Annotated in this window: 22 protein-coding genes and 1 pseudogene; 7 read left to right on the top strand and 16 right to left on the bottom strand. The window is 69.5% G+C overall.

The window, feature by feature from the left end; all coding sequences use genetic code 11:
- Positions 1-15: 15 nt before the first annotated feature.
- The 8 genes and pseudogenes from FDA94_RS01485 to FDA94_RS01450 form a co-directional block, all read right to left on the bottom strand.
- Positions 16-3480 (bottom strand): phosphodiester glycosidase family protein, encoded by a 3465-nt coding sequence (locus FDA94_RS01485; RefSeq protein ID WP_137245173.1) that lies wholly within the window; start codon positions 3478-3480, stop codon positions 16-18.
- A 156-nt stretch (positions 3481-3636) separates the two neighbouring features.
- The gene (locus tag FDA94_RS01480; RefSeq protein WP_137245172.1) at positions 3637-4872 is read right to left on the bottom strand and encodes an iron-containing alcohol dehydrogenase; all 1236 of its coding nucleotides are present in this window, start codon (positions 4870-4872) and stop codon (positions 3637-3639) included.
- Positions 4873-4923: 51 nt separating this feature from the next.
- Positions 4924-6384 (bottom strand): NAD-dependent succinate-semialdehyde dehydrogenase, encoded by a 1461-nt coding sequence (locus tag FDA94_RS01475; RefSeq protein ID WP_137245171.1) that lies wholly within the window; start codon positions 6382-6384, stop codon positions 4924-4926.
- Positions 6385-6427: 43 nt separating this feature from the next.
- Positions 6428-7504, bottom strand: coding sequence for an ABC transporter ATP-binding protein (locus FDA94_RS01470; RefSeq protein ID WP_137245170.1), 1077 nt, complete (start codon positions 7502-7504; stop codon positions 6428-6430).
- Positions 7504-8571: an ABC transporter ATP-binding protein gene (locus tag FDA94_RS01465; protein WP_137245169.1), complete on the bottom strand. Its 1068-nt coding sequence runs from the start codon at positions 8569-8571 to the stop codon at positions 7504-7506. Before FDA94_RS01465 ends, FDA94_RS01470 begins: the two co-directional genes overlap by 1 nt.
- Positions 8572-8675: 104 nt before the next feature.
- Positions 8676-9332 (bottom strand): annotated as a pseudogene (locus FDA94_RS01460) (carbohydrate ABC transporter permease); the annotation flags it as partial.
- A 149-nt stretch (positions 9333-9481) separates the two neighbouring features.
- The gene (locus FDA94_RS01455; protein WP_202610661.1) at positions 9482-10396 is read right to left on the bottom strand and encodes a carbohydrate ABC transporter permease; all 915 of its coding nucleotides are present in this window, start codon (positions 10394-10396) and stop codon (positions 9482-9484) included.
- A gap of 29 nt (positions 10397-10425) precedes the next feature.
- Positions 10426-11823 carry an extracellular solute-binding protein gene (locus FDA94_RS01450; RefSeq protein ID WP_137245166.1) on the bottom strand — a complete coding sequence of 466 codons (1398 nt, stop codon included), beginning with the start codon at positions 11821-11823 and terminating at the stop codon, positions 10426-10428.
- A gap of 372 nt (positions 11824-12195) precedes the next feature.
- Between FDA94_RS01450 and FDA94_RS01445 the strand changes: the two genes are divergently transcribed.
- The 3 genes from FDA94_RS01445 (at position 12196) to FDA94_RS01435 (ending at position 14442) form a co-directional block, all read left to right on the top strand.
- Positions 12196-12939, top strand: a complete 744-nt coding sequence (locus tag FDA94_RS01445; RefSeq protein WP_137245165.1) for a GntR family transcriptional regulator — start codon at positions 12196-12198, stop codon at positions 12937-12939.
- A 91-nt stretch (positions 12940-13030) separates the two neighbouring features.
- Positions 13031-13600 (top strand): DJ-1/PfpI family protein, encoded by a 570-nt coding sequence (locus FDA94_RS01440; protein WP_137245164.1) that lies wholly within the window; start codon positions 13031-13033, stop codon positions 13598-13600.
- Entirely contained in the window at positions 13597-14442 is an 846-nt protein-coding gene (locus FDA94_RS01435) for an alpha/beta fold hydrolase (protein WP_212735106.1), read from the top strand. The genes FDA94_RS01440 and FDA94_RS01435 overlap by 4 nt, the downstream gene beginning before the upstream one ends.
- 27 nt (positions 14443-14469) lie before the next feature.
- On the opposite strand, the gene FDA94_RS01430 is transcribed toward FDA94_RS01435, so the two are convergent.
- Positions 14470-15309, bottom strand: coding sequence for an NmrA family NAD(P)-binding protein (locus FDA94_RS01430; RefSeq protein WP_137245163.1), 840 nt, complete (start codon positions 15307-15309; stop codon positions 14470-14472).
- Positions 15310-15420: 111 nt separating this feature from the next.
- Between FDA94_RS01430 and FDA94_RS01425 the strand changes: the two genes are divergently transcribed.
- Positions 15421-16335: an AraC family transcriptional regulator gene (locus FDA94_RS01425; protein ID WP_137245162.1), complete on the top strand. Its 915-nt coding sequence runs from the start codon at positions 15421-15423 to the stop codon at positions 16333-16335.
- Positions 16336-16959: 624 nt separating this feature from the next.
- Here FDA94_RS01425 and FDA94_RS01420 read toward each other — a convergent pair.
- From FDA94_RS01420 to FDA94_RS01405, 4 genes are all read right to left on the bottom strand, one after another.
- Positions 16960-17370 carry a RidA family protein gene (locus tag FDA94_RS01420; protein ID WP_137245161.1) on the bottom strand — a complete coding sequence of 137 codons (411 nt, stop codon included), beginning with the start codon at positions 17368-17370 and terminating at the stop codon, positions 16960-16962.
- A gap of 192 nt (positions 17371-17562) precedes the next feature.
- Positions 17563-18621 carry a terpene synthase family protein gene (locus tag FDA94_RS01415; protein ID WP_137245160.1) on the bottom strand — a complete coding sequence of 353 codons (1059 nt, stop codon included), beginning with the start codon at positions 18619-18621 and terminating at the stop codon, positions 17563-17565.
- On the bottom strand, positions 18608-19981 hold the full coding sequence (locus tag FDA94_RS01410) for a cytochrome P450 (protein ID WP_212735146.1): 1374 nt from the start codon (positions 19979-19981) through the stop codon (positions 18608-18610). The genes FDA94_RS01415 and FDA94_RS01410 overlap by 14 nt, the downstream gene beginning before the upstream one ends.
- A gap of 254 nt (positions 19982-20235) precedes the next feature.
- Positions 20236-20508: a hypothetical protein gene (locus FDA94_RS01405; protein WP_137245158.1), complete on the bottom strand. Its 273-nt coding sequence runs from the start codon at positions 20506-20508 to the stop codon at positions 20236-20238.
- Here FDA94_RS01405 and FDA94_RS01400 point away from each other — a divergent pair.
- The gene (locus FDA94_RS01400) at positions 20507-21085 is read left to right on the top strand and encodes a hypothetical protein (protein WP_137245157.1); all 579 of its coding nucleotides are present in this window, start codon (positions 20507-20509) and stop codon (positions 21083-21085) included. The genes FDA94_RS01405 and FDA94_RS01400 overlap by 2 nt on opposite strands.
- A 325-nt stretch (positions 21086-21410) precedes the next feature.
- Here the strand turns inward: FDA94_RS01400 and FDA94_RS01395 are convergent, their stop codons facing one another.
- Positions 21411-22346 carry an NADP-dependent oxidoreductase gene (locus tag FDA94_RS01395; RefSeq protein WP_137245156.1) on the bottom strand — a complete coding sequence of 312 codons (936 nt, stop codon included), beginning with the start codon at positions 22344-22346 and terminating at the stop codon, positions 21411-21413.
- 92 nt (positions 22347-22438) lie between these two features.
- Here FDA94_RS01395 and FDA94_RS01390 point away from each other — a divergent pair, with 92 nt between their 5' ends.
- Both FDA94_RS01390 and FDA94_RS01385 read left to right on the top strand, forming a co-directional pair.
- The gene (locus tag FDA94_RS01390; RefSeq protein ID WP_137245155.1) at positions 22439-22987 is read left to right on the top strand and encodes a TetR/AcrR family transcriptional regulator; all 549 of its coding nucleotides are present in this window, start codon (positions 22439-22441) and stop codon (positions 22985-22987) included.
- Between the two features lie 185 nt (positions 22988-23172).
- Complete coding sequence (locus FDA94_RS01385; protein ID WP_137245154.1) at positions 23173-23571, top strand: TIGR03618 family F420-dependent PPOX class oxidoreductase; 399 nt, start codon at positions 23173-23175, stop codon at positions 23569-23571.
- Here FDA94_RS01385 and FDA94_RS01380 read toward each other — a convergent pair.
- Positions 23556-24719 carry a GDSL-type esterase/lipase family protein gene (locus FDA94_RS01380; protein ID WP_137245153.1) on the bottom strand — a complete coding sequence of 388 codons (1164 nt, stop codon included), beginning with the start codon at positions 24717-24719 and terminating at the stop codon, positions 23556-23558. The genes FDA94_RS01385 and FDA94_RS01380 overlap by 16 nt on opposite strands.
- Positions 24716-25303, bottom strand: a complete 588-nt coding sequence (locus FDA94_RS01375; protein ID WP_137245152.1) for a TetR-like C-terminal domain-containing protein — start codon at positions 25301-25303, stop codon at positions 24716-24718. Before FDA94_RS01375 ends, FDA94_RS01380 begins: the two co-directional genes overlap by 4 nt.
- Positions 25304-25336 lie beyond the last annotated feature (33 nt).

Genomic DNA, 25336 nt, shown 5'->3' with positions numbered 1-25336 from the left:
CGGTGTTGGTGATGGTCACTCGCCGGGCAGGACCTGGATGGTCTTCGACGTCGTGATCGGCGCGAGCGAGCTGTCGTCGGTGTAGGCGCGCATCGAGTCGTTCGTCACCGTCACGGTCACCGAGCCGGGCTTCAGCGCGGTGAGCGTCCGGGTCCGCGGGTCGAGGATCGCGACCCTGCCCTTGCGGAGGGCCGTGTCGACGGCGTCCTGCCCGCTGCCGATCGCCAGGTTGGACGAGCCGCTCCAGTCGACCGACATCGGGTACCGCAGCGGCACCACGCGCGTGCCCGCCGACACACCCGCCGGCTGCACGATGCTGCCCGAGAGCTGAGCCGTCTCGTTCACCTTGAGCGAGTCGGGGGTGGTGAGCGTGATGGACTGCGCGAAGGCGCGCACCTCGGCCTCGAGCCACTGCTTGTCCGCGTCCCGCCGCGGGTCGACCGACCAGTTGACCCACCCGGTGAAACCGCCGCGGTCCGGCGTGCCGTACGGGTCCTTGCCCGACGACGGCAGCACCATGTACTGCACGCCTTCGAGGCGGTGGACGTCGGCGATCTGGGCGTGGGAGCCGACCATCGCGGCGCCCTTGCCCGTGGAGTCACGGAAGTCCGTGAGCATGTTCTCGATGAGCGCGACCTCGTCGCGGTCGCCGAGCTGACTGGAGTCGGCCTCGGCGGGGTCGTCCACCGGGTGGTGGGCGAACACCACGACGTTGCGCACCGACTCGTCCTTCTCGGCGTCGCCGAGCGCCTTCTGCAGCATCGGGAGCTGCTCCCACGCCGTCGAGCGCAGCGACCCGAGCGAGCTGGCGAGCAGGATGAACCGCGTGCCCTTGTGGTCGAAGGTCCGGTACGGCTGCCCGAACTCCTTGATGAAGTTCGTCAGGTCCGACTGGACGTTGTTGAGACCGTAGGACTCGTGGTTGCCCGGCACGTAGTAGCACGGGACCGAATCAGGCGTGCTCGTCGCGGCCGGTTCCTGACCGACCGGGATCAGGTCGCAGCCGGCGTCGGTGAGCACCTGGCGAGCCAGGGCGAGGTCCTGCGGCAGGCCACGGTCGGTGATGTCGCCGTTGAGGACGATCAGGTCCGGCTCGGTCGTGCGGATCCGCTTGACGGCGGCCGTCGCGACCTGGGTCAGCGCCGGGTTGTCGGCCGTGAACTGCACGTCCGACAGCGTGGCGAACCGCCACGTGCCGGCGCCCTCGGGCAGCGAGCCGTCGTCGGAGATGAGCGGGTCGGCCCTCAGGCCGGGCTGGGCGGGCAGGTCGATCGACGTCGGGACGTCGGCCTCGATGCGGTCCAGGACGAACGTGCCCGCCTTCTGCTGGGGGACGCTCGTGTTGATGCCCTGGAAGCCCGAGACAGAGATCGGGAACGCCGTGTTCGCAGGCAGCGTGAACGACGCGTACTGCCAGTCGCCGCCCGCGGTCAGGGCGGTGCCGTAGACGCCGGTGCCCTTGCCGGTCGCGTCGGAGTAGGCCAGGTAGGTCAGGCCGCTCGGCACGCTGATGCTCGACTTGATCCGCACCCGCACGCGCAGCGGCTGGCCGGGCACGGGGACGCGCCGGGCCGCCGACGCCGCCGTGATGCCCACGTTGCGCATCGCGTTGAAGTCGATCCGCAGACCGTCGGGGTCCACCGAGAACGTCGTGGCCGCGGTGCTGTTGTTGCGCCAGCGGGCGAGCACGTCGTCGTCGAAGTCGTAGACCGTCTTGGTCTCGACCCCGACCGTGATCGGGAGCTGGACCGACTGGCCGCCGACCGAGACCGTGAGGATCGTGGCCGCGGCGGTGAGCGGGGTGATCTTCAGCTTGCCGTCCACGGGCTGGATCTCGACGACGTCGTGGTCGTAGTCGAGCGTGAGGTCCCGCGGGTCGATCGGGGCCGTGTAACCCTGGTCGTCGCGGCCGGTCACCGAGACGGTGACCGCGTTGGCGGGCGTCGCGTCGGCGATCGACAGACGCTTGGACGACAGTTCGACGCTGCCGACCGGGTCGAGGACGGTGACCTTCACGGGCTGCGCGACAGCGGAACCCACCCGCGCGTCGACTGTGATCTTGCCGTTCGGCTCGGCCGGGGCCACGAGCGTCCCGCCGTCGACGGAGGCTCCGCGAGTCGACCACCGTACGGATTCGGGGTCGACGCTCACCGGCGTCAGGTGGTTGTCGACGCCCTCCGCGACGAGCGGCAGGCGCAGCCCCGGGAAGACCTTCAGGCCGCCGTCGGCCGACGCCGCGCCCGGCGCGGGCTTGATGAGGAGCTCGTGCAGTTTGCCGTCGCCCTTCGCGACGAACACTCCCACGCCGTTCGGGTCGTTGCGCTCGCGGCCGTCCGACGGGACGTTGCGGACGGTCGCCTCGTCGCGGCCGAGCGCGCGGGCGACCATCGTGGTCGAGCCGCCCCCGTCGAGGTTGACCGCGGTCTGCACGCCCAGCGCGACGAGGTCACGCGCCTCCTTGTCGATCCCGATGCCGCCCTTGCCGGTGCCGCCCGGGCCGTCCCAGGTGGCGAGCACGAGGGTGCGACCGCCGTCCTTGAAGCCGAGCGCGGTGCGCGGGGCGATCGAGGGGTCGAGGCCCCCGACGACCTGGCCGCCGGTGACGATGGTGCCGCCGTGGCCGAGCGCGAACTTCATCGTCTTCGCGGCGTCGTCGGCGAGCGCGTAGCTGAGCGTCACCGGGTTGCCCGGCTGCAGCGCGCGGATCGCGGTCGCCGCGGCGCCGCGCCCGACGAGCACGAAGCCGTCGTCCGGGATCGTCCCCGAGCCCGCGGGACCGTTCGGCGTGACCGACACGACCGAGCCGCTGCGGACCAGCACCTCGGCGATCTGGTCGTTGGCCACGCCCGTCAGGCCGCGGTTGCGGCTGTAGTCGCCCCACGCGGACGTGAACGCGATCAGGCCGTCCGCGGGCACCCCGCCGCCGTTCGCGGCGTTCACGGACAGGACCGTGTGGTCCGCGCCCGAGAAGTTAGCGGCCGCGTCGACCATGAGGTTCACGAGCTGGGCGATGCCGTCCTCGCTCACGCCGACGTGCTGGCGGCCGCCGATGTCGGCGGTCTTGATGAGCTGCCCGTTCTGGACCTCGCCGCCGAGCGCCGCGTTGGAGTTGCCGATGTCGAAGAACTCGCCGTTGACGCCCGCCACGGCGCCGGCCTTGTTGGCGGCCTCGCTGAGCGGCCCGCCGAACGCGACCGGTCCGGCGGTCAGCAGGTCGGTGCTGACCGCGCTGTCGGACAGGTCCACGGTGAGGAACTGCGCGTCGTACCAGCCCTTCTGGTCGAGCGCTTTGACGTGCCGTAACTCGATTCCCGGACCGATCTTCTCGGTCGTGTTGATCAACGGGATTCCGCCGGTGACCGGCGCGGGCGGACCGCCGTCCGCGTACGCGGCGGCGGGTGCGACGGCCAGCGTGGTCGCTGCGGCGAGCGCCACCAGCATCAGCTTCGTACGTGGATGGTTCGAGACCATCGATTTCATTGGTACCTCGGGTCAAGTGATGACACGGAGGCGACGCCTCCGCTGTGCCCAGGTGGATCAAGGGCACAAGCACCTGATTCAAGAGATCACCGAAGAAGTGCTGGTGACGCCACTACGAGCAGGCAATGAAGCCTTGCGGAAGAGGCGTAGGTACGGCTACCTCTGCTCCGGAGTCAGAACCCGCCGGGTCCGGTCCCCGCTCCAGGCCGCTTCGAGGATCGCGGTCAGGCTGGCGGTGTCGGTCGGGCCCGGATGGTTCTGGATCAGGCGGGTGACGCCGCCGGCCATCTCCGCGAAGCGCGGGAGGTCGGCGCGTGCCACGCCGATGTCCGCCAAGGTCGTGGGGATGCCGATGTCGGCGAGGAGCCCGTCGAGCCAGGTGAGGAACGTGTCCGCGGCCTCGGCGTCCGAGGCGCCGGTCACGTCGAGCCCGCACACCCCTGCGAGGATGGCCAACCGGTCGCTGATGGCGTCCTTGGCCGCGTCCAGCGCGTAGGGCAGCAGCAGCCCGACGCCCAGGCCGTGCGGCGTGTGGGTGGCCGCGCCGATGGGGTACTGGAGGGCGTGCGGAGCCCCGTTGCCCGCGTGGGAGAACGCGAGCCCGGCCAGCATGGACCCATAGGACATGTCCGCGCGGGCGTCCTTGTCGCCTCCGTCCCTGACGGCTCGGGGCAGGCTGCGGGCGATCCGCTCCGCGGCCAGGAGCGCGTAGTGATCGGTGATCGCGTTGCGGCCGAGGAAGACCTGCTCCACCGGGTCGCGCGGTCCGTGGGGGCGGGGCCGCGCGGTGTAGCTCTCCACCGCGTGGCAGAACGCGTCGATGCCGGAGTACGCGGTGACGGTCGCAGGGCAGGAGTAGGTGAGCTCGGGGTCGACGATGGCGAAGTCGGGCACGATGTGGACGCTGGAGACGCCCACCTTCAGCGCGCGGTCCGGGTCGGTCAGCACCGAGACGGGCGTGAGCTCGGAGCCGGTGCCCGACGTCGTCGGGACCGCGACGAGGGGAATCGACGGCCCCGGCACCCTCGACTCGCCGTAGTAGTCGCGCGGCGTCCCGCCGTAGCGCCGGATGACGCCGACGATCTTGGCGAGGTCGATCACCGTGCCACCCCCGATGGCGAGGATGACGTCGGCGTCCACCTCCGCGGCGGCCGAGACGCCCAGGGCGACATCGGTGAGTGGCACGTCCGGAGTCGCGTCGGCGAACACCCCGACGACGTCGACCTTCTCCCGCACGGCGGCCACGATCTCGGCCACGCCCGGCTGCCCCACAAGCACCCGGTCGGTCACGATGAGGACTCGTGAGCCGCACTCGGCCACCACTCGGGGGATGTTCTGCGCGACCCCTTCGCCCACGATCAGCTGGCGTGGTCCGCGGACGGTCTCAAGCATGTCGGTGCCTCTCTGGAACGTCGGCGGTGATGTGCTGGGTGGACGTCCAGGTCACGGGAGGTCGATCGCCGCGTAGGTGACGTCGAGGTACTCGAGGATGCCCTCGTGCGACCCCTCCTTGCCGATCCCCGACTGCTTCACGCCTCCGAACGGAGCAGACGGGTCGGAGATCAGGCCACGGTTGACGCCGATCATCCCCGTCTCCAGCCCCTCGGTGAACCGGAGCGCCCGCTGGAGGTCACGGGTGAAGACGTATCCGACCAGGCCGTGCTCGGTGTCGTTGGCCTTCGCGATCACCTCGTCGTCGGAGGTGAACGAGATGATCGGCGCCACCGGGCCGAAGATCTCCTCCTCCAGCATCAGCGCGTCCTCGGGCACGTCGACGAGGACCGTGGGCGGGTAGAAGTGGCCCGGCCCGTCCGGGCGCTCGCCGCCCACCAGGACACGGGCGCCGCGATCGACCGCGTCGGCGACGAGCTCGTCGATCTTGGTGACCGAGGCCTCGTCGATCAACGCCCCGACGTCCACGCCGTCGTCGAGACCATGGCCCACAGAGAGCGCGCCCATGCGCTTGGCGAAGCGCGCGGTGAACTCCTCGCGCACCGGCTCCTCGACGTAGATGCGGTTGGCCGCGATGCAGGACTCGCCGATGTTGCGCATCTTGGCCACCATGGCGCCGTCGACCGCGACGTCCAGGTCGGCGTCGGCGCACACGATCAGGGCCGCGTTGCCGCCCAGTTCCATGGAGGTGCGCAGCACGTTGTCCGCCGCCTGCCGGAGCAGCACGCGCCCGACCTCGGTCGACCCGGTGAACGAGAGCTTGCGGGTCCGGCGGTCGGCCAGCAGTGCCGAGACCACCGCGCCGGAACGCTTGGTCGTCACCACGTTGACGACGCCCGGCGGAACGCCGGCCTCCTCCATGATGCGGGCCAGCAGCAGCATGGTGAGCGGCGTCTGGGCGGCCGGCTTGGTGATCGTCGTGCAGCCCGCCGCCAGGGCGGGAGCGATCTTGCGGGCGCCCATGGCCAGCGGGAAGTTCCAAGGGGTTACGAAGACGCACGGTCCGACCGGCTTCGGCACGGTGAGGATGCGATAGCCGCCACCGGGAGCGGTGTTGTAGCGCCCCTCGACGCGCACCGCCTCCTCGGCGAACCAGCGGAAGAACTCGGCGCCGTACTTCACTTCTGCCCGAGCCTCGGCGAGCGGCTTGCCCATCTCTAGCGTGATCAGCCGGGCGACCTCCTCGGATCGCTCGGTCAGTGCCCGGTACGTCGCGGTCAGCAGGTCCGACCGTGTGCGCGGCGGGGTGGCCGCCCACTCCGTCATCGCGCTGCTCGCCGCGTCCAGAGCGGCGAGCCCGTCGGCGACGTCGGCGTCCGCCACCTCGGCGATGGTCTGGCCGGTGGCCGGGTCCTCGACGGCGAAGGTGGCTCCGCCTGCGGCGTCGCGCCAGGCGTCGCCGATCCGGAGCCGCCGGTGTTCTGGGGCCAGGGCGTTCATCGGGTCACTCATTGCGTCCCCTCATGTAATGATCTTGGTGATGTCCGGCGCGATCTCAGCGACCGGCTTCGGACAGCGCCAGCCCGGTGCCCGCGTCGAACAGGTGCGCCCGGTCCAGGTCGACGGTGACGTTCAGCCGCTCGCCGGGCGTGCCGGTGACGGTGGGCCGGGCCTTGACCTTGAGGATCACCGTCCCCACCTGGACGTCGACCACCGTCCGGTCGCCGAGCGGCTCCAGGCCGTAGAGCTCACCCGGCAGCGACGCGTCCCCACGCCGCTCGACGGACAGGTCCTCCGCGCGCAGGCCCAGCAGCAGCGGACGACCGTCCTCGGCCGTGGTCCAGCGGGGCCGCGGCAGCGACCAGCCGTCCGCCCCGACCAGGCGGTCTCCCTCGGCGTGGCAGGCGAGCAGGCTGATCGCCGGGCTCCCGACGAAGCCGGCGACCCACTTGTTGGCCGGGCGCTCGTACACCTCGGTCGGCGTGCCGACCTGCTGCACCTTCCCCTCCTTGATGACCGCGACCTGGTCGGCCATGGACAGGGCCTCGACCTGGTCGTTGGTCACATAGATGAAGGTGCCGCCGAGGCTCCGGTGGATGCGGGTGAGCTCGGTGCGCATCTCGACGCGGAGCTTGAGGTCGAGGTTGGTCAGCGGCTCGTCCATGAGGAACGCGCGCGGGCTCCGGACCAGCGCCCGCGCCAGGGCGACCCGCTGCATCTCACCGCCCGACATCTGCGCGGGACGACGCTGGAGCAGGCGTTCGATGTGCAGCAGGTTCGACATCTTCTCGACGGCGGCGGCGATCTCGCTCGAAGAGCAGCGGCGGGCCCGCAGCGGCGAGGCGATGTTCTCGTACGCCGTGAGCCGCGGGTAGAGCGCGTAGCTCTGGAAGACCATGGCCAGGTCGCGCGCGGCCGGGGTGTCGGCGGTCGCGTCCCTGCCGTCCAGGTGCACCGTCCCGGCGTCGAGCTTCTCCAGGCCGGCGATCGCTCGCAGAGTCGTCGTCTTGCCCGCCCCGGAGGGCCCGAGCACGACGAAGAACGAGCCGTCCGGCACGTCCAGCGTCACTCCGTCCAGGGCCTGGACTTTGCCGAAGGACTTGCTCAGCCCCTGCACTGCCACGGTTCCCATCAGGCCACCAGTTCTTCCGTGCTCGCGTCGTAGACGGGCGGGGGCCCGCCGGTGTGCCGCAGCCCGACCGGCGCGTCGGCAGCGAAACGGACATTCAGGGGCATGCGAACCCGTACGTCGCGCTGGTCGCCGTGGTCGACCACGTAAATGATTTCGTCGCCCAGCCACTCGGCCGAGACCACGCGGCCCGGGACCGAACCTTCCGCTCCCGGCTCCGTGACCTCCAGCGCCTCGGGCCGGACGCCAGCGATCAGCGAACGGTCGCGCGGCAGGTTCGGCGGCGGGGTGAGGGTCAGTCCGCTCTTGCTGCGCAGGTGCCCGTCGGCCAGCTCCACCTCGATCAGGTTCATCGGCGGGGAGCCGATGAAGGCGGCGCAGAAGAGGCTCGCCGGACGGTCGTAGACCTCCAGCGGCGTGCCGATCTGCTCGACGCGGCCCTTGTTGAGGATGGCGATCCGGTGACCCAGCGACATGGCCTCGACCTGGTCGTGGGTGACGTAGACCATCGTCGTCCCCAGCTCCCCCTGGAGGTGCTTGATCTCCGTGCGCATGTCCGCCCGCAGTTCCGCGTCCAGGTTGGTGAGGGGTTCGTCCATGAGGAACGCGCGGGGTCGCCGCACCAGGGCGCGGGCGAGCGCGACGCGCTGCTGCTCACCGCCGGACAGCCGGTGCGGCCGCCGGTCCAGGAGCGGACCGAGCCGCATCAGCCGGGCGGCCTCGTCGACCCGCTCCTGTACCTCCGCCTTGGGCAGTCCCTCGGCCCGCAGGGGGAACGCCAGGTTGTCGCGGGTCCTCAGGTGGGGGTAGAGCGCGTAGAACTGGAACACCATGGCGATGTCGCGCTCGGCGGGCGGCAGGTCGTTGACCAGCGTGTCGCCGATGCGGATGTCGCCCGTCGTCTGCCGCTCCAGGCCGGCGATGGCCCGCAGCGTGGTCGTCTTGCCGCAGCCCGACGGGCCGAGCATCACGAACAGCTCGCCGTCGGCGATGGACAGGTCCACGTGCTCGACCGCGACCGTCCCGTCCGGGTAGCGCTTGTGCAGCGCGGTGACCTCGATGCCCGCCATCAGCGTCGCACCGCCCCGAGCGTCACACCGGCGACGAGGTGCTTGCGCACCAGGTAGGAGAAGATGAGAACCGGTAGGGCGAACACGATGGAGGCGGCGGCCACGAGACCCCAGTCCACGGTGGTACCGCCGATGAGGCCGGCGATGGCGGGTGGCGCCGTCCGCACGGCGTCGCTGGAGGTGAGGAAGATGGCGAACACGAACTCGTTCCACGAGAAGATGAGTGCGAAGACCGCCGTCGCGGCGATGCCGGGCAGGAGCAGCGGAAGGGTGAACTTCCAGAACGCCTGGAGGCGGGTGTAGCCGTCGAGCATCGCGGCGTCCTCGTACTCCGCGGGCACCTCGTCGACGAATCCCTTCATCATCCAGATCGTGAACGGGACGTTGAAGGCGGTGTAGATGAGGATCAAGCCGAGCTTGGTGTCGAAGAGTCCGACCTGGCGGTACATGAGGAAGATCGGGATCACGACCACCACGGGCGGCATGAACCGGGTCGACAGGATGAAGAACAGTTGGTCCTTCTTGGCCTTCACGGAGAAGCGTGAGTAGGCCCAGGCCGCCGGGACGCCCAGCACCGTGGCCAGCACCGTGGAGACACCGGCGACGATGACCGAGTTGAGGAACGAGCCGGACAAAGTCGTGGGACCGCCGCCGGAGGCGACGAACACGTCCTTGAAGTGGTCCAAGGTGACCGTGAAGTCGAAGAACTTGGCCGGAATGGCATAGACGTCCCTGTTCTCCTTGATGGACGTCTCGATCATCCACAGGACCGGGAAGAGCATCACGGCGGCCAGCACGGTCAGCGTCGCGGTCTCGACCACGGCGCGACCCCGGCCGCGACGACGGCGCGCGGGGGGCGTGCGATCCCGGGCAGGACCTGCGGACACGGCCTCGTTGACAGAGACGGCCATCAGTCCTCCTTGAGCTTGTTCAGGTAACGCATGTAGAGCTGCGCGAGGACGATGACGATGAGGACCATGAGGATCCCGTACGCCGAGGCGGTCCCGGTGTTGAAGCCCAGGAACGCGACCTTGTAGACGTGGAACGACAGCGTCTCGGTCGAGACCCCGGGACCTCCGCTGGTGAGGATGTAGACGAGGTCGAACAGCCGGAAGGCCTCGATGGCCCTGAACAGCACGGCGATGAGGAGCAGCGGCCACACCAGCGGAAGGGTGATGGTGCGGAACCGGAACCACTCGGACGCCCGGTCGATCGAGGCGGCCTCGTACAGGTACTTGGGGACCGCGGTGAGGCCGGCGAGGGCGATGAGCATGATGAACGGCGTCCACTGCCAGGTGTCGACCACGATCAGGGAGATCAACGCCGTGTTCTGCTTGGTGAGCCACTCCACCTGCCCGAGGCCGATCGAGCCGAGCATGCTGTTGATCACGCCGAACTGCGCGTCGAGCATGAACCGCCAGAACAGCCCGACCACGACCGGCGAGAGCATCATCGGAACGAGGAACAGAGTGGTGAGCACTCCCCGCCCGCGCACCCGCCGTGAGATCAGATAGGCGATGGAGAAGCCCAGCACGGTCTGCAGGGTGACCGCGCCGACCACGTAGAGCAGCGTCGTGAAGGCCCTCAGGTGGACCTGCGCTGAGGTCAGGATGGCGGTGAAGTTCTCGAACCAGACGAAAGTGGCGGGCCCCCCGCGCGTGGCCGAGTAGTCGGTGAACGACAGGTACAGCGCCCACAGCAGCGGGAAAACCGACATGGCGAGCAACAGCAGCAACGCGGGAGAGATGAAGGCCACCGTGAGCCAGCGATCGCTCAGGTGGCGGGACCGCCCCGGTGCAGGAGGCGTCGAGGACGCCTCCTGCACCGGGTGGTCCGTCAGAGAGACGGGGTCACTCACAGTCCGCCGCCGCCCTTTTTGCCGGCGGAGTCGAGCACGGCCTGCTGCTCCTTGGCGATGTCGTTCAGCGCGTCCTTCGGCGGCTTCGCGCCGTTGAGGGCCGCGTTCACGTTGGTGTTCTCGATGTCGATGAGACGCGCGTACTCAGGCACGTTCCACATGTCCCGCATTCGCGAGACCGAGTCGGCGTACACCTTGTTGAACGGCCCGGCATTGAGGAACTCGGGCGACGACAGGGCGTCCGTACGCGCCGGCACGCCACCGGCCGCGGCCCACTTCTTCTGGATGTCGGCCTGCTCGAACCACTTCATGAAGTTCAGCGCCTCCGCCTGCTTCTCCGGGGAGGAGTAGGCCGAGACGTGCATGCCCATGCCGCCGAGCGGCACGAGGTCGGTCTTCTGCTTCGGCAGGGTGGCGAAGCCCAGCTTGCCGAGGATCTCCTCGCGCGTCTTGCCGAGCGTCGACTGCTCCGGGTCGAGCAAGCCGCCGCTCGCGGCGATCCAGTTGAACGCGATGCAGGCCTTGCCCTGGGCGACAGCCGCGTTCACCTCGTCGATGAACCAGTTGCCGGAGCCCGCGGCGGTCAGCGGCTTCATCTTGTTGACCAGGACGTCCATCGCCTCCTGGCCCGCGGCGTCGTTGATGACGCCCTCGATCTTGCGCGCCTTGGAGTCCCACAGGTTGCCGCCGTAGACGCCGTTGACCGTGTTGTAGGTCACGGCCGCGGCGTCGGAGCCGTTGGCCTGGTGGAAGGCCAGGCCGCTGACGCCGGGATTCTCCGTCTGGCACTTCTGGGCGGCCGCGATCATCTCGTCCCAGGTCGCCGGCGGCGTGTCGCCGATCAGGTCCTTGCGGTAGATCATGGTCCAGGTGTCGCCGAGCAGCGGCAGGCCGTACAGGCTGGCGTTCTCGTCGCGCTGCCCGGTCTCCGCCTGGGGGAACTGGCCGTAGGCCGCCAGGAGGTAAGGGTTGTAGGCGCTGACGTCGATGTTCTTCTTGACGAAGTCGGTGATGTCGAGGATGTTGCCGTTCGTGACGGCCTCGCCGATGTGCTGCGAGTCCAGGATCGGGATGTCGAAGTCGGTCTTGCGTGCCGCGAACTGGGTGAACATCGCGTCGTGCCAGTTGGCGTTCGGCACCACGTTGACCTTGACGGTCACGTTCGACCGCTCTTTGGTGTACTCCGCGTTCGCGAAGGCTTCCAGGGCTTTGGCGGGGGGCCAGTCGAACCAGATGAAGCTGAGCGTCAGCGGGTCCTTGGTGAGCGCCGGGATGTCCGCCGGCGCCTTGGGGGCGCTCGCGTTCCCGCCCTCGTCCCCGCCGCAGGCCACCACGGTCGTGGCCACCATCATGACCGCCGTCGCCAGCAGTCCTATTCGCTTGGGATACCGCATCTTCTTGCCTGCTTTCTGGGGGGGGGGGTGACTTCTGGAGCCTTGCTGCGTGCTCCGAGCAGTTGGTGGGGTTCAGGCGTGGTACCGGTCGTCACGGGGGCCGACCCGCGGACCGGCGTCACGAGTACGCCGCGACGTGATGGGGCTTCAGGTCCTCGTACGGCCCGGTGGCGGACCGAGTAAGACGTCGAGCATGCTCATGAGAGCTCCAACTGATCGAAGCGGAGCGCTGGCGGGCGGTTCCCCGATGGGTGAAGGATGGGTGGCATCCGTGCCCTTTCCTATACGATCCGAATGGGGGCGTCAACATCCCGCAGCGTTGCGACCGATGTCAACAAGTCTCGAAGACGCCAGAAAGGACCTCACGTCAAGATGGACGACGAAGCGATGATCGCGCGGCGCCCTGGGGCCATGACGGGCGGAAACTCGCCGGGAAGATCTCGCGGTCGGCTTGCCGACGAGGTGTACGACACGCTGCTCGGACAGCTGATGTCGCTACGGATCGAGCCTGGCTCCCGGGTCACGATCGACGTCCTGGCGCGAGAGCTGGGCGTCTCGCAGACGCCGATCCGAGACGCTCTGAACCGCATGGAGGCCGAGGGCCTGGTCGTGCGCGTACCCCATGCCGGCTATCGCATTCCCCCCCAGATCACCCGTGAACGATTCGAGGACATGCTGGAGATCCGCCTGCTCCTCGAGCCGGCGGCGGCGCGCAGATCCGCCGAACGGGCGACGTCCAAGCAGGTGGCCGGGCTGCGACGGATGATCGAGGAGATGGCGGAGCTGGAGGGGGGCGACGGGCTCATGGCCTATGGCGCCTTCGGGCTGCGCGACGCCGCTTTCCACGATCTCATCGCCCTGAGCGCGGAGAACCAGCTCATCCGCGAAGCGCTCGCCCGCCTGCACACGCACGTTCACCTGTTCCGGCTGCTGCACGACACCCAGGTCACCCACCTGGCCATGGCCGAGCACGAGGACATCCTGGCCGCGATCGCCGCGCGTGACCCCGACGCCGCCGCCTATGCCATGCGCCGGCACATCCTGCGGTCCGGCGACCGGTTCCGGCGGTTGTTCGACGAGGCCAAGGGCGCGGACGGAATGGCCGTAAAGGCTTGACGGGCGGGCCGGGTCGAGGAATGCTAACCCAACCGGATCGGATTGGATCGGATTGGATCCACCTCACCCGTCCAGATGCGAGGAGAAGCAGGTGCCCAGAGCGCTGCTCCTAACCGGCGACGCCGCCGAGGAGCTCGACACCATGTATCCCTACTATCGCGTGCAGGAGGGCGGCTGGGACGTCGACGTATCGTCACGGACGTTGCGTGACGTTCAGCTTGTCATCCACGAGTTCGACCCGAACTCCGACGCCTATGTGGAGAAGAACGGCCGGAAGCTGCCGGTCGACGTGCCCTGGGCCGAGGTCGACGTCGAGCGCTATGACGCCCTGATCATCCCCGGGGGACGCGCCCCCGAGTGGATCCGGGTCGACCCCGACGTCAGGCGCATCACCGAGCACTTCTTCGCGCGCGACCTCCCGATCGCACTGGTGTGCCACGGCGCGCAGGTGCCGGCTGTGTACGGGCTGCTGAAGGGCCGGAAGACGGCGTGCTTCCCCCCGATCACCGGTGACATGGAGAACGCGGGCGCGACGGTCATCGACGCCCCCGACGTCGTCGACGGCAACCTTGTCTCCTGCCGCGGCTGGCCGGACATGCCCCAGTTCGGCCGGGCGATGATGGAGCTCTTCTCGAAGTCCGTCAACTCCGCGTCGGCATGAGCACATCGGACCTGTCGACTGTGACGGCGCTTCGGACCGTCACGGTCGGCGGTTCCCCCGTCCACGTCATGGAGAGCGGCACCGGCCCCGCGGTGCTGATGCTGCACGGCTCGGGACCGGGTACGACCGGATCCGGCTCCTGGACGACGACGGCACAGGCGCTGGGCACGTCCTGGCGTCTGGTGGCTCCTGACCAGGCGGGATTCGGCCAGACACCGATCCCGGCGGGCTCCAGGGGCGAGCTCCGGCTGTGGACGGAGCAGGCCGCGGGCCTGATGGACGCCCTCGGAATCGAGCACTACGCCGTGGTGGGCCACTCCATGGGCGGCGCCGTGGCGCTGGCGCTGGCGGCCGCGAGACCCCGGCAGGTCACCCACGTCGTGGCGGTCTCGACGATGGGCGCCCCCGGGGCGCCGCTGTCCGCCGACCTCGACGCGATCTGGGCCGCCCCCGCGGGCCCGGCCGGTGCACGGGACATGCTGAGCCGCCTCGTCCTCGACCAAGCGCTCGTGACCGAGTCGGCCGTCGCCGCACGTGCGGCTGCGATGGAAGCGGGGGAGGCCGCGTTCGCGTCGTTGTTCCCTCCACCGAGGGCACGCTGGGCCGACGACCTCACCCTCTCGGCGCAGACGCTGGCAGGGATCCGGGCGCCCGTGCTGCTCGTCCACGGCGCCGAAGACCGAGTCACCCCGCTCGAGACGGCAGCCCTGCCGCTGCTCGGACACCTGGCCGACGTCCGTCTGCACGTGCTCGGCCGATGCGGGCACGTGCCGGCGCTCGAGCACCCGCACGACTTCAGGCGACTGCTGTCGTGCTTCCTCGGCCGGGACCGAGGTCACTGATCGCAGCCCGTGCCGACCGCCGCCGGGCTACGTCGCCCGTCTCCAGACGTGCGCGTTGCGCTCGGCGAACTCGCGGAACGTGATGGGTCGCCTGCCGGTGACCTTCTCGACGTCGCCGGTGGGAACGGAGCCGTTGCCGGAGATGATCGCGTCGGTCAGCCACCGCAGCATCACCGCGTAGTCCGCGGGCATGCCCGCGGCGATCGCTCCGCCGATCCAGGCGTCCTGGTCGAGGTCGTGGTAGGCGACGGGCTCGCCGCGCACGGCGCCGATGAGGGAGGCGACCTCGTCGAAGCGGAGGGCCTCGGGACCGGTGAGCGAGTACCGCGCACCGGCGTGGGCGGCGGGGTCGAGGAGCGTCTCGACCGCTACCGCCGCGATGTCGTCGGCGTCGACGAAGGCCTCGGTGCCGCCGCCGCCGGGAACCATGATCGCGCCGTTGATGAGCGGGATGTGGTCGTCGGTGAAGTTCTGCATCACCCACGCGGCGCGCAGGACGGAATGGGTGAAGGTTCGCCGGCCCGCGAGGTCGGCCTCGACGGCGGCGATGTCGATTCCCGCCGGCGCCCGGTCGGCGTTGTAGGCGCTGAGGAACGTCACGTGGCGGACGCCGGCCTTCTCGGCGAGGTCGAGGAAACCGGTGACCTGGTGGGCGTAGGCGACGCGCGGGACGGGGGTCACCAGGTAGAGGCGGTCCACGCCTGCCAGCGCCTCGCGGTGCGTCGCCGGGTCGTCCCAGTCGAATCGGACGTCGGCCCCGTTGCGAGCCGCGGTGCGGGTGGTGATTCCCCGCTCTTCGAGTCTTCCCGCCAGTGCGGAGCCGGTGCGGCCGGTGCCGCCGAGGACGAGGGTGGTCGTGTTGGTCATGGCTCAATGTTCGGTGCCACAGGTGAGCTTATCCATGTGTGAACAGCTCGATTAACTACGCGGAACGCTCGTCTGATTGACCCAGGCAAGCTTTCCGCGCAACCTGACACCATGGACCTGTTGCACGACCATCTGATCCGGGCCCGCGCCACCGGCGCAGTCTTCGCGCGCACCCTGGCCGAGCCGCCGTGGGGATTGCGGCTGAGCGGCTCGATCCAGCTGGGGGTGCACGCGGTCGTGCGGGGCCGGGGATGGCTCTGGACCGACACCCCCGGCAGCGCGGTGGAGCTCTCGCCCGGGACCGTGGTGCTGGTGCGCGGCGGTCCCGACCACTACATCGGAGACCAACCGGCCGCCGACTGCGTGGGCCCGGAGGAGTTCCGGGCCCGGCATCCGCTGACCGGAGCCGATGACCACCCCCGGGCCACGGTCTTCCTGTGCGGGGCCTACCGGTTCTCCGGTGAGGTCGGCAGCGCGCTCCTCGATTCACTGCCCCAGGTCATGACCTTGACGCCGGCGCTCGACGACCCCCTCAGAGACGTGATCACCCTGCTGTCCCGTGAGCTCGTCAGAGCCCTGCCCGGCCAGCAGATCGTGCTGGACCGGCTGCTCGACCTGCTCCTCGTGCTCGCCATCCGCAGTGACTTCGAGCAGAACGCGAGCGCGCCGCGCTGGTATCGGGCGTCGGCCGACCCCCGGCTGGGCGCCGCGCTGCAGGCCATGCACGAGAACGCGGCACACCCGTGGACGGTGCCGGAACTGGCCGCGATCAGCGGGCTGTCGCGGGCCGCCTTCGCGCGGGCCTTCCAGGAGAGACTCGGCCAGGCGCCGATGCGCTACCTGACCGAATGGCGCATGACCCTCGCCCGCGACCACCTGCGCGACGACGACCTGAGCCTGGCGCGCATCGCCGAAGCCGTCGGTTACGCCTCGCCCTTCGCCTTCACCGCCGCCTTCCGCCGCCACCACGGCAGCCCGCCCGGAGTCTGGCGGAAAGCGGAACGGACGGCCGCGGACCCCGCTTGAGGGCGTCACCCCTGCCACCTCCACGCCCGCTCGCGCCGCGAATGAATGCGGGCCGAGTCCCTCTGATCGAACTGTGCAGGCCCGACGCTCCAGCGTCCGCATGGTCGCCGAGAACGGCCGGCTGAGGAGTTCATGGCCTGGACTCCAGACGGGTGGTGGAGGCAGCCATGCCGGGGGAGCGACGCCGCACCTGAGGTCTCCACCGCCGGTCCACGGCTCGGTCACGGTACGTGAGCGGCTGGTCAGCCTCCAGGTGACCGTATCGGTGCTGGAACACGGTGTCGCTCCGCCGTCATCTCATGCGAACACGCTCCGCTGATTCCAGCGGAATCGCGGCTGTGGTCTCCGATCGTGCCGTAGCCCATCTGTGCGCGAGGGCTTCACCCTTTTCCGCTGACCGGCAGCACCGGCCCTGACGGCGACGGCCGGCTCACCTGCCGGGAGAAGAGCCGCCTGATGCGACGGAACGGCCGATGGTTGAGCGAGACGGCGCAGGCGGAGTTGCCGACACCGCCATTCCGATGCAGGTGGGCCTCAGTGCGGCTGTTGAGGAGCGGCTCTGCCTGACCGCCGACGGCGCACCGAGGTCCTCTGGGGCGATCTGCAGGGTTCGGTGGATCGCCCTTAGGAGTCGAGCACGGCGGCGATGGCTTCGATCTCCACGAGTTGATCTTCATAGCCCAGCACTGTGACGCCCATCAACGTGCTGGGAACGTCGTGATCACCGAAGAAGGCCCGGACAACCTTCCAGGCGGTCACCAGGTCCTGCCGCCTGCCGGACGCCACGAGAACCCTGGTGCTGATGACGTCATGCAAGGATGCACCGGCGTCCGTCAGGGCGATCTGCATGTTTTCGAGGGCTTTCGCCGCCTGACCTGCGTAGTCTCCAACCGCCGCCGTGGACCCGTCCTTGTTCAGCGGGCAGGCCCCGGCAAGGAAGATCAGGCGAGATCCGGTGGGTGCCGTGGCCGCGTAGGCGTACTGGGCGACGTCAGACAAGGAGGACGAGCGGATCAACGTAACTGCACGGCCCATGGTCGTTCCCCTTCGAATCAGGCGAGAACGTGGCCACCATGCCAAAGGATCTTCCGCTGCGCCACAGGTTATCCGGCCTGGGAGCCTTGTCAGTGAGCTTGCTGTTCAGCCCGTTCGGCAGTGGTGGCTTCGCGTTCCCTCTGTTCCGCCGGCCGGGGTCGATCCGGTGGACGTCCCGGCTTGGCGGGACCGCTACTCCGGCGGGAGGGCTTCGGCGAGGCTCAGTAGCTGGTTCGGATGCTCCTGCTGCGTCAGCCGGACGGTCGTCTGGTAACGGTTGGTGTCGAGAAGCTGCCATTTGATGCCCTCGTAGAGCCAGTCCTCCAGGATCTGGATGTACACCTCGACGTCCGGCCTTCCGGCGATCTCGTGGTCGCACAGTCCGCCGCCGGAGCGGAACTGGGACTGGAGGTCGGCGAATTCACCGGCCACCCGCTGGAAGTTCTGCGCCGCACGCTCGACGTTCGTTTGCAGATCGCCGCCGTACTCCTCTTGCAGCGACAGGACGAGATTGTCCCGGATGCCGCGTAAAAGGTCCGCTTTGAGGCCGATGATGTCGTTGGCGTAGGCGATGGCGATCGTGCTCGCCCTGCTGATCCGCCTCAGGAACGGATGCCGGATCAGCTCACGCGGCAGTTCGATGCCGTACGCGAATTCCGACTGGGTGAAGACGGCCTGCGCCGCCGTGGCGAGCGGTCGCAGCTCGCTGGCCTTGCCGAAAGGATTCACCCGGCCGCTGCGGACCAGTTCGGCCTCTTCCACGGCGGTCCGCAGATAGACGCCGAGTTCCTCGCGGAGCCGGTGCCGCCAATCCGGCGAACTGTTCTGCTGGATCTGCCCCCAGATCTCCCTCAGGCCGCGGGCGACGGCGAGGTCCAGGCGACGACAGTCCTTCTCGGATTCGGCGAACCAGGTGAGGACGATGTCGGTCACGCGGGCGACGTCTTCGCGGTTAAGGAACCGCCCCAGCTGCTCGGCCCAGTCATCGTAGATGAACAACCACGTCTGGAGTTTGCCGTAGATCTCGCGGCGATCTCTGGAGACGGCACCCGGAATCACATAGGCGCACATCGTCCCGATGCGCTGTGCGGCGTAATACCGATCAGCCGTTTCGGTCGTCAGCAGCCCCGTCTCGCGGGCGAACGCGGCCACCACTCCATCGAGGTCCGGGCCCCACGACGCTTTCCGGTCACCGGGAATCAGCTGTAACTCCGGGAGGTCGAACAGCCTCGTCGGGTCAATGACCGGCATCGGGATCCCCGGCTTTCGTGGAGTCGGCACGGAGGCCCTGAGCTCGGGCTTCGGCGCGCATCTGCAGGTTCCGCGGATACAGGGCCGCACTTTTCGCCGGCCTCACCGGCGGTCCGGCGACGTGACGCAGGGTCCACCGGGAGGCGATGGTGGCCAGGGCCAGCGTGACTTCGGTGACGGCGAAGGTGTCGCCTATGCATTTGCGGCTTCCGCCGCCGAAGGGAACCAGGGAGTGGCGTCTCGGCTGGACCCGGCCGGGCAGCCACCGGTCGGGATCGAACCGGTCGGGCGCGTCGAAGAGGTCCGCACGGCGGTGAAGCAGGTACGGGCTGTAGATGACCGTCGTGTTCTCGGGGATCCGGTGGCCGCCGAGCAGGGTGTCGGCGGTGGTGGTCCGGGTGAAGATCCAGCCCGGCGGATACAGCCGCAGGGTCTCGGTGACGATACGGCCGGTCAGCTTCAGGTGCGGCAGATCGGTGTGAGTGGCGGTCCTGCCGTCCAGGACGGCGTCGACCTCGCCGTGCAGGGCGCGCTCGACCTCCGGATGCCCGGCGACCAGGTGGAACGCCCACGCGAGGGCCGAGGCGGTGGTCTCGGTGCCGGCCAGGACGAACATCATCGTGTTGTCGGTGATCTCCGTGTCGGACAGCCCCCGGCCCGCCGTCCCCGAGCCGTCGTCGCGTGCGGCCAGGAGGGCCGACAGGAGGTCGCCGTGATCGGTGCCGTCGAGGCGGCGGTCGGCGAGCACGGCGAGGACGGTCCGGTGCACCCGTGCGATGGCCTGCCGGTAGCGGCGGTTACCCCGGGTCGGCAGCCGGTTGAACGATCGTGGTGTCAGCATCCGCCGATACACGGTGTCGAAGATCGTGACGATGTCCTCGTGCAGCCGGTCATGACCGGCCTGAGCCGGCAGGGAACTGGAGAACATGGTCGCCAGGAGGACCTTGACGGTGATCCCCATCATCTCGGCGTAGACGTCGAAGACCCGTCCCGGCCGCCATGACCGGGTGGCGGCGGTGATGTGCTCGATCATGATGCCGGCGTAGCCCGGCATGCGCGCCTGGTGGAACGCGGGCTGTGCCAGGCGCCGCTGACGCCGGTGCAGGCTGTGCGGACAGGTGCCCAGGCTCTCGCCGACGAACTCCCGGGCCTTCTCGATGAACAACCCGCCCTTGTCGAAGGTCCGGTCCTCCATCAGGAGCTGATGGTTCAGTTCCGGATCGCACACCACGACCGCCCTGGTCGGGCCGACGCGCACCTCGACCAGGTCCCCGCAGCGAGGCAACGACGACAGGAACGCCAGCGGATCTCGTATCAGCGAAAGCACATGGCCGAGGAGCGGAAGGCCCCCGGGAGCCACGGGCAGAGCGGCGGGTTCCGATGTGCTGCGCAATACCCGAGATCCTTTCGCGTCCCCCGGGCCGCTTCAGAGCGCCCGTTTCCCAGCATCCGCCAAGCCGCTCGCCCTGATCAAGGCATTGACCCTTTCCGGCCGTCGCGAACAGTGCCCACGCGAGCGCCTTCGGGCGCCGGGGGCATGGCCCGGATGACGGCGGTGCTCGATGCGGAGACTCGACGCCACTGTCTGGTGCCACTTTCACTGAGCCAGAACAGTCAGCAGGCGCACTGGACGACGACGTCGTCGAGTTCCGCGCGTGGGGCGAACGGGTGGTTGAAGGCCTTTCCCACGGTCAGCCGCAGCACGACGTCGGAGCGCTGCGCGGTCCAGCTCACCGTGTGCAGGCGCCAGCCCGGTGCCACCGTCTGGTCCACCGGTACCGTCTTCAGGGCGATGTAGGTCCAGTCGGCCGGGTTGATGACCTCCAGGTTGAAGGTCGCCGCGGCGTTGCGCAGGTCCAGCCAGACGCAGGCCCGCTGCCTGGCCATGGGGGAGAGGCTCAGTGGAGCGCTCTTCCCGTCCGAGTGGCTGAACTCTTCCCACCACGTCTTCAAGATCGTCGATCCGCTGCCCGACGCGATCGTCCCGCGCGAATATCACAGCCCCCGGGCGCCCTTCCTGGACGAGCCGGAGTTGGCCCGCATCCTCGCCGATCCCTCACCCGCGATGGCACCGGTCGTCAACCGCACAATCGCGACCACCGTCATCGCGATCGCCGGAATCGACGACCCGATCGCGGGCGAGGTCCTGCGCCTGCTCGACACCGGCGAACGCTTCCCGGGGGAGCGCGATGAACTGAGAGACCGGGTGATCCAGCAGGCCGACGCGACCATCGACCAGGCGAAATCGCTCGGGAGCGGCCCCGAGGCCGACCGAGTGGAACTGACCGCTTACGCCCTGCTGGTTCTGCACCGGACCCTGTGGCCCGATCCCGCCGAGGCCGCGAGCGCGGCCTCGAGGCAGGCCATCAGCATGAAGGTGCCGAACAGAATCGACCTCATGCGCCTGACCGTGCTGCGCAACGTGAGCGCGCACATCCGGCGCGAATTGCGCGCTGATCATTAGGAGAAATGCTGCCACGAGAGGGCGGCGGTGCAGCTGTGGGACATCGGTGACAGAGCCGAGTGAGCCGGCCTTGCGATTGGGCATTGCAGGATTCGGGCCGACGTGAGCCCGGTTATCCAAAAACGGCGGGGAGTGCTCATGCCGAGTTCATCGGATTCCCGGCCGGTTACCTCTGATCGGCCTGCGCGGGGAACGGGGATCGGCGCGTTGGGGCAGGTTGCGGCGATGGAGGTCAGGATCTCCTTCTCCTGCTGTTCGGCGGCCACTCCCCAGCGTCGTTTGACCGGCGACGTAGCGGCGCCCCCGCCGTTGTCCCGACTGACTTTCAGCCTGACTCGGGATTGGCGCCAAGGGAGGGCCGGATTCCCTCGATGATCACCTTCCCCTGCCGGGGAGACCGCGCCGCCAGCGCATGGGCCGCCGCCGCGTTGTGGGGCGGGAAGACCTCGCGTACGGGAACCCGGAAAAGCCCCCGCTCGACGAGCGCCGCGACGTCCACCAGCCCATGACGGCCATCGACCTGCCCGGCCGGCCGCCCCATGGAGAGGCGCACGCCTTTGGACGGACCCTCGAAGTCGGCCAGGGTGACGACGTCGTCCACACTGCCGGTGATCTTGATGAGGTCGTCCAGCACCCCGGCCCCGGCGACGTCGAGCGCCCTGTCCACGCTCTGCGAGACGTCTTCGAGGCTCACCGGCCGAACACCGAGGGACTCCAGGAACGGATGGCTCTCCACTCGCGCCGCTCCCAGCACCCGGGCACCCCGCGCGGCGGCCAGCTGCACGACGACGCTCCCGACCCCGCCCGCGGCGCCGTGCACGAGAAGGGTCATGCCGTCGCGGACATCGAGCAGGTCCAGCGCACGGGTCGCGGTTTCCACTCCGGAACCCGCTCCGCCCGCCTCGTGCCAGGGCATCCGTTCAGGCTTGCGTCCCCAGAAGTCGAGAATCGCATACTCGGCGGTGGCCCCGCCGAGCCCGGCGAGGGCGACCGTGCCGAACACCTCGTCACCCGCGGAGACGTCGACGACACCCGGACCGACCTCGTCCACCACTCCGGCGGCGTCGACGCCCGGAATGTGCGGCAGCACGAGGTTCTTGCTCCCCGGGGACTCTCCGGCGCGCAGCGCCAGGTCGACCGGCGAGACGCCCGCCGCCTTGACCCTGATGCGCACCTGTCCCCGGCCGGGATGGGGGTCCGGCGCGACACCGATCTCCAGCACGTCCGGGGGGCCGAATCGGTCGAACTGCACTGCCAGCATGGTTGCTCTCCTTCGTGGACGACACTGGGGTTGAACACGGTTCCGAAGCACGTGTTCCGGAACAGGACGAAGTGAGAGGAGGTGCGGGCGGAGTGTCTCGGAAAGAGAGGGTCGACGCCCGGTCGAACCGTTCCGCCATCGTCGCCGTCGCCCGCGACGCCTTCGCCCGGGAGGGCTTGGACGTGCCGACCCGAGAGATCGCCCGCCTGGCCGGGCTCGGCGTCGCGACGATCTACCGTCACTTCCCCACCCGCACCGACCTCGTCACCGCCGCCCTCGCCGACCACGTGGCCGCCTGCCGCGCCGACATGCGCGCCGCCTACGCGGAACCCGACCCGTGGACGGCCCTTGCCTCGGCCATCCGCCGCTTCGCCGCCCACCAGGCCCGGTCGGTGGGGCTGGTCCAGGCGCTGTTCGGGACGCAGGACGCGGGAGACCCGTTCGGGGATGACCGGCGCGCGAACGCACTGCTGCTGCGGGAACTGGTCGAACGGGCGGGGGTTTCCTCGCGGGATGTACAGGTGGCGTTGCTGGCCATCGCGTCGGTCCGGGGGTCGCGGGGGATCAGCCGGGAGGCCGCGATCGGAAGGCTGCTGGAGATGCTGCTGGCCGGGATCGAGGCAGGACGCCCGCGATCATGAAATAGGTCCGTCCGGCGGGATGGCCGAGACCCGGACACTCGGGCTGCGTACACGCTCCCGAGGAGGACGGGGGAGCTGTACGGCCAGCACGGCGACCTGGCCCGCCTTGCGGCCTCGACGCCCACGAACAGTCGCCGAGGTCATCCGGAGGGCCCCGGCCATCGTCCGCGCCTTAGCCTGAGGTGATGACGAAGAACTGGGCCGACGTCCGCCGTTACTTCCTGCGCGACACGGTCGCCCATGTCGCGACCCTCCTGCCCGACGGTGCGCCCCACAGCGTTCCCGTGTGGGTGGGTGTGGAGGGCGATCTGATCGCCTTCTTCTCGCTCGAAGGCTCGCGGAAGGTGAAGAACCTCGAAGCCGACCCCCGCATCGCCCTTTCGGTGACCGGCTCGGACAACCCCCTCGACATGGCCACCGTGCGCGGCCGCGTCGTGCGGCGCGTCGACGGGGACGCGGCCCTGCCGATCGTCGACCGGATCGCCGAGCGATACACCGGCGAGCCGTATGACATCCGCGAGGGTCTGGTGGCCTTCCTCGTACAGCCGGAGGTCTGCTGGGCCCGCGACTACACCGCCGAGTAGGTCCTGACGAAGGGACCTCCCGGGGCGAAGGCGTAGTCGGCGAACCGCCGGCCGATGAGCTGATGCGTGGCGGTGTCGGGGTGGAGCGCGTCGGGGAGGGGGTGCTCGGCGGCGTCCACCTCTCCGTAGAGCGCGGTCCCGTCGAGGTAGTGGAGGTTCGGGTCGTCACCACGCCGCTCGACCAGGGAGGCGAGCGCGTCGCGGATCACCCGGAGCGTGAGGCGCCCCAGCTCACGGTCTCCGGGCCGGCCGGTCGCGGTGAAGCGGACCTGGTCGGTGCCCAGCGTCGCCGGGTCCACGGCTCCCGGTCCCGGGGTGTCCTCGTGGATGGGACACAGGATGGGGGAGATCACCAGAAGCGGTGTGTCGGGGTGTCCGTCGCGGATGGTGTCGAGGAAGCCGTGGACGGCGGGGACGAAGGCCCGCAGCCGCATGGCGTCGAGGTTCACGACGTTGATTCCGAGCTTGACGCTGATCAGGTCTGCCGCGGAGTCACGCAGGACGCGGGCGGTGAACGGGTCGACCAGCGCGCTTCCGCCGAGGCCGAGGTTGTGCAGTTCGACGCCGGCGCGTCGGGCCGCGACGACGGGCCAGATCTGAGTGGGTCCGCTCGCGTTCGAGCCGTGGCTGATCGAGCTGCCGTGGTGGACCCACAACGGGCCCTTCGCGTCGACGGGACGGACGGGCTCGTCCGTCCGCAACTCGACGAGCTCAAGCCCCTCATTGTGCGGCAGCCAGATCTCGATGTCCTTGTCATTGGGGCCCAGACCCTGGAACGACACCGTCTGTGAGGGACCCGGCCGGAACCGCGTCGCCCCCGTTTCGAGGTCGACCTCCACGAGATCGCCGTCGGCCAGTCGCACCTCTGCGACCAGTTCTCCGTCGACGACGAGATCGATTCCTCCGCGCGGCCGATCCGCGCCCCGATAGGCGACCCGGGTGGGATGCACGACCAGCTCGATCGTCCGCGCCGCGGTCGTGAACGCGAGACGGGCGCCAGAGGGCTGCGCCTCCATCATCGACAGCTGCGGATCCGGGAACAGATCGCGCACCCGTCCGGGCAGCCGGTGGAGCCGGACGCCTCGCGGGGTGCGTTCAAGCTCGGCGACCCCCCGGACGAGCCGGTCGTCGAAGGCGGTGGTGATCATGGTCGTTCTCCTTCGGGGGGCGCGGGCCAGGCCCGCAGAGCGGCGTCGAGCGCGTCGATGATCCGATGCCAGGAGACGTCGGCGGACGGCCGGCTGTGAGCGAAGCCGCCGTTGCGCTCGATGCGGAGATAGCCGTTGATGGTGCTGCCGATGAACCGCACGGCGTGGACGTGCTCGCTCTCCGGCAGCGGATAGCCGCGCAGGACCGCGGCGGTGAGGGCGACGATGTCGCGCGCGCCCGCCGACCGGGCCGCTTCCTCACCCACCGGGCGCTGCAACGCGTCCCAACGGCCCGGCGATTCGCGCGCGTAGTCGCGATGCGCGTCGGCCAGCGCCTCAAGGGCCGACCGTTCGGCCCGTCCCGCCACGGCGACCGACACCCGGCTCGCCAGTTCGGTGAGGGCGAGGACCGTCACACCCTCCAGCAACGCGTCGCGGTCCTTCACGTGTGAATACAGGCTGGGGCTCCGCACCCCCAGCCGGCGGGCGACGGCGGACAGCGTGACCGAGTCGAATCCCGTCGCGTCCGCCACGTCCGCGGCCGCCTCGACGATCGAGGCCACCGTCAAAGGGGTTGCCTTCATGCCGCCATCATATGCCTAACACCATTAGGCATT

This window comes from Herbidospora galbida, from assembly GCF_005233835.1.
In the GTDB taxonomy this organism is placed as follows: domain Bacteria; phylum Actinomycetota; class Actinomycetes; order Streptosporangiales; family Streptosporangiaceae; genus Herbidospora; species Herbidospora galbida.
This window is presented reverse-complemented; position numbering and strand designations above follow the sequence as displayed.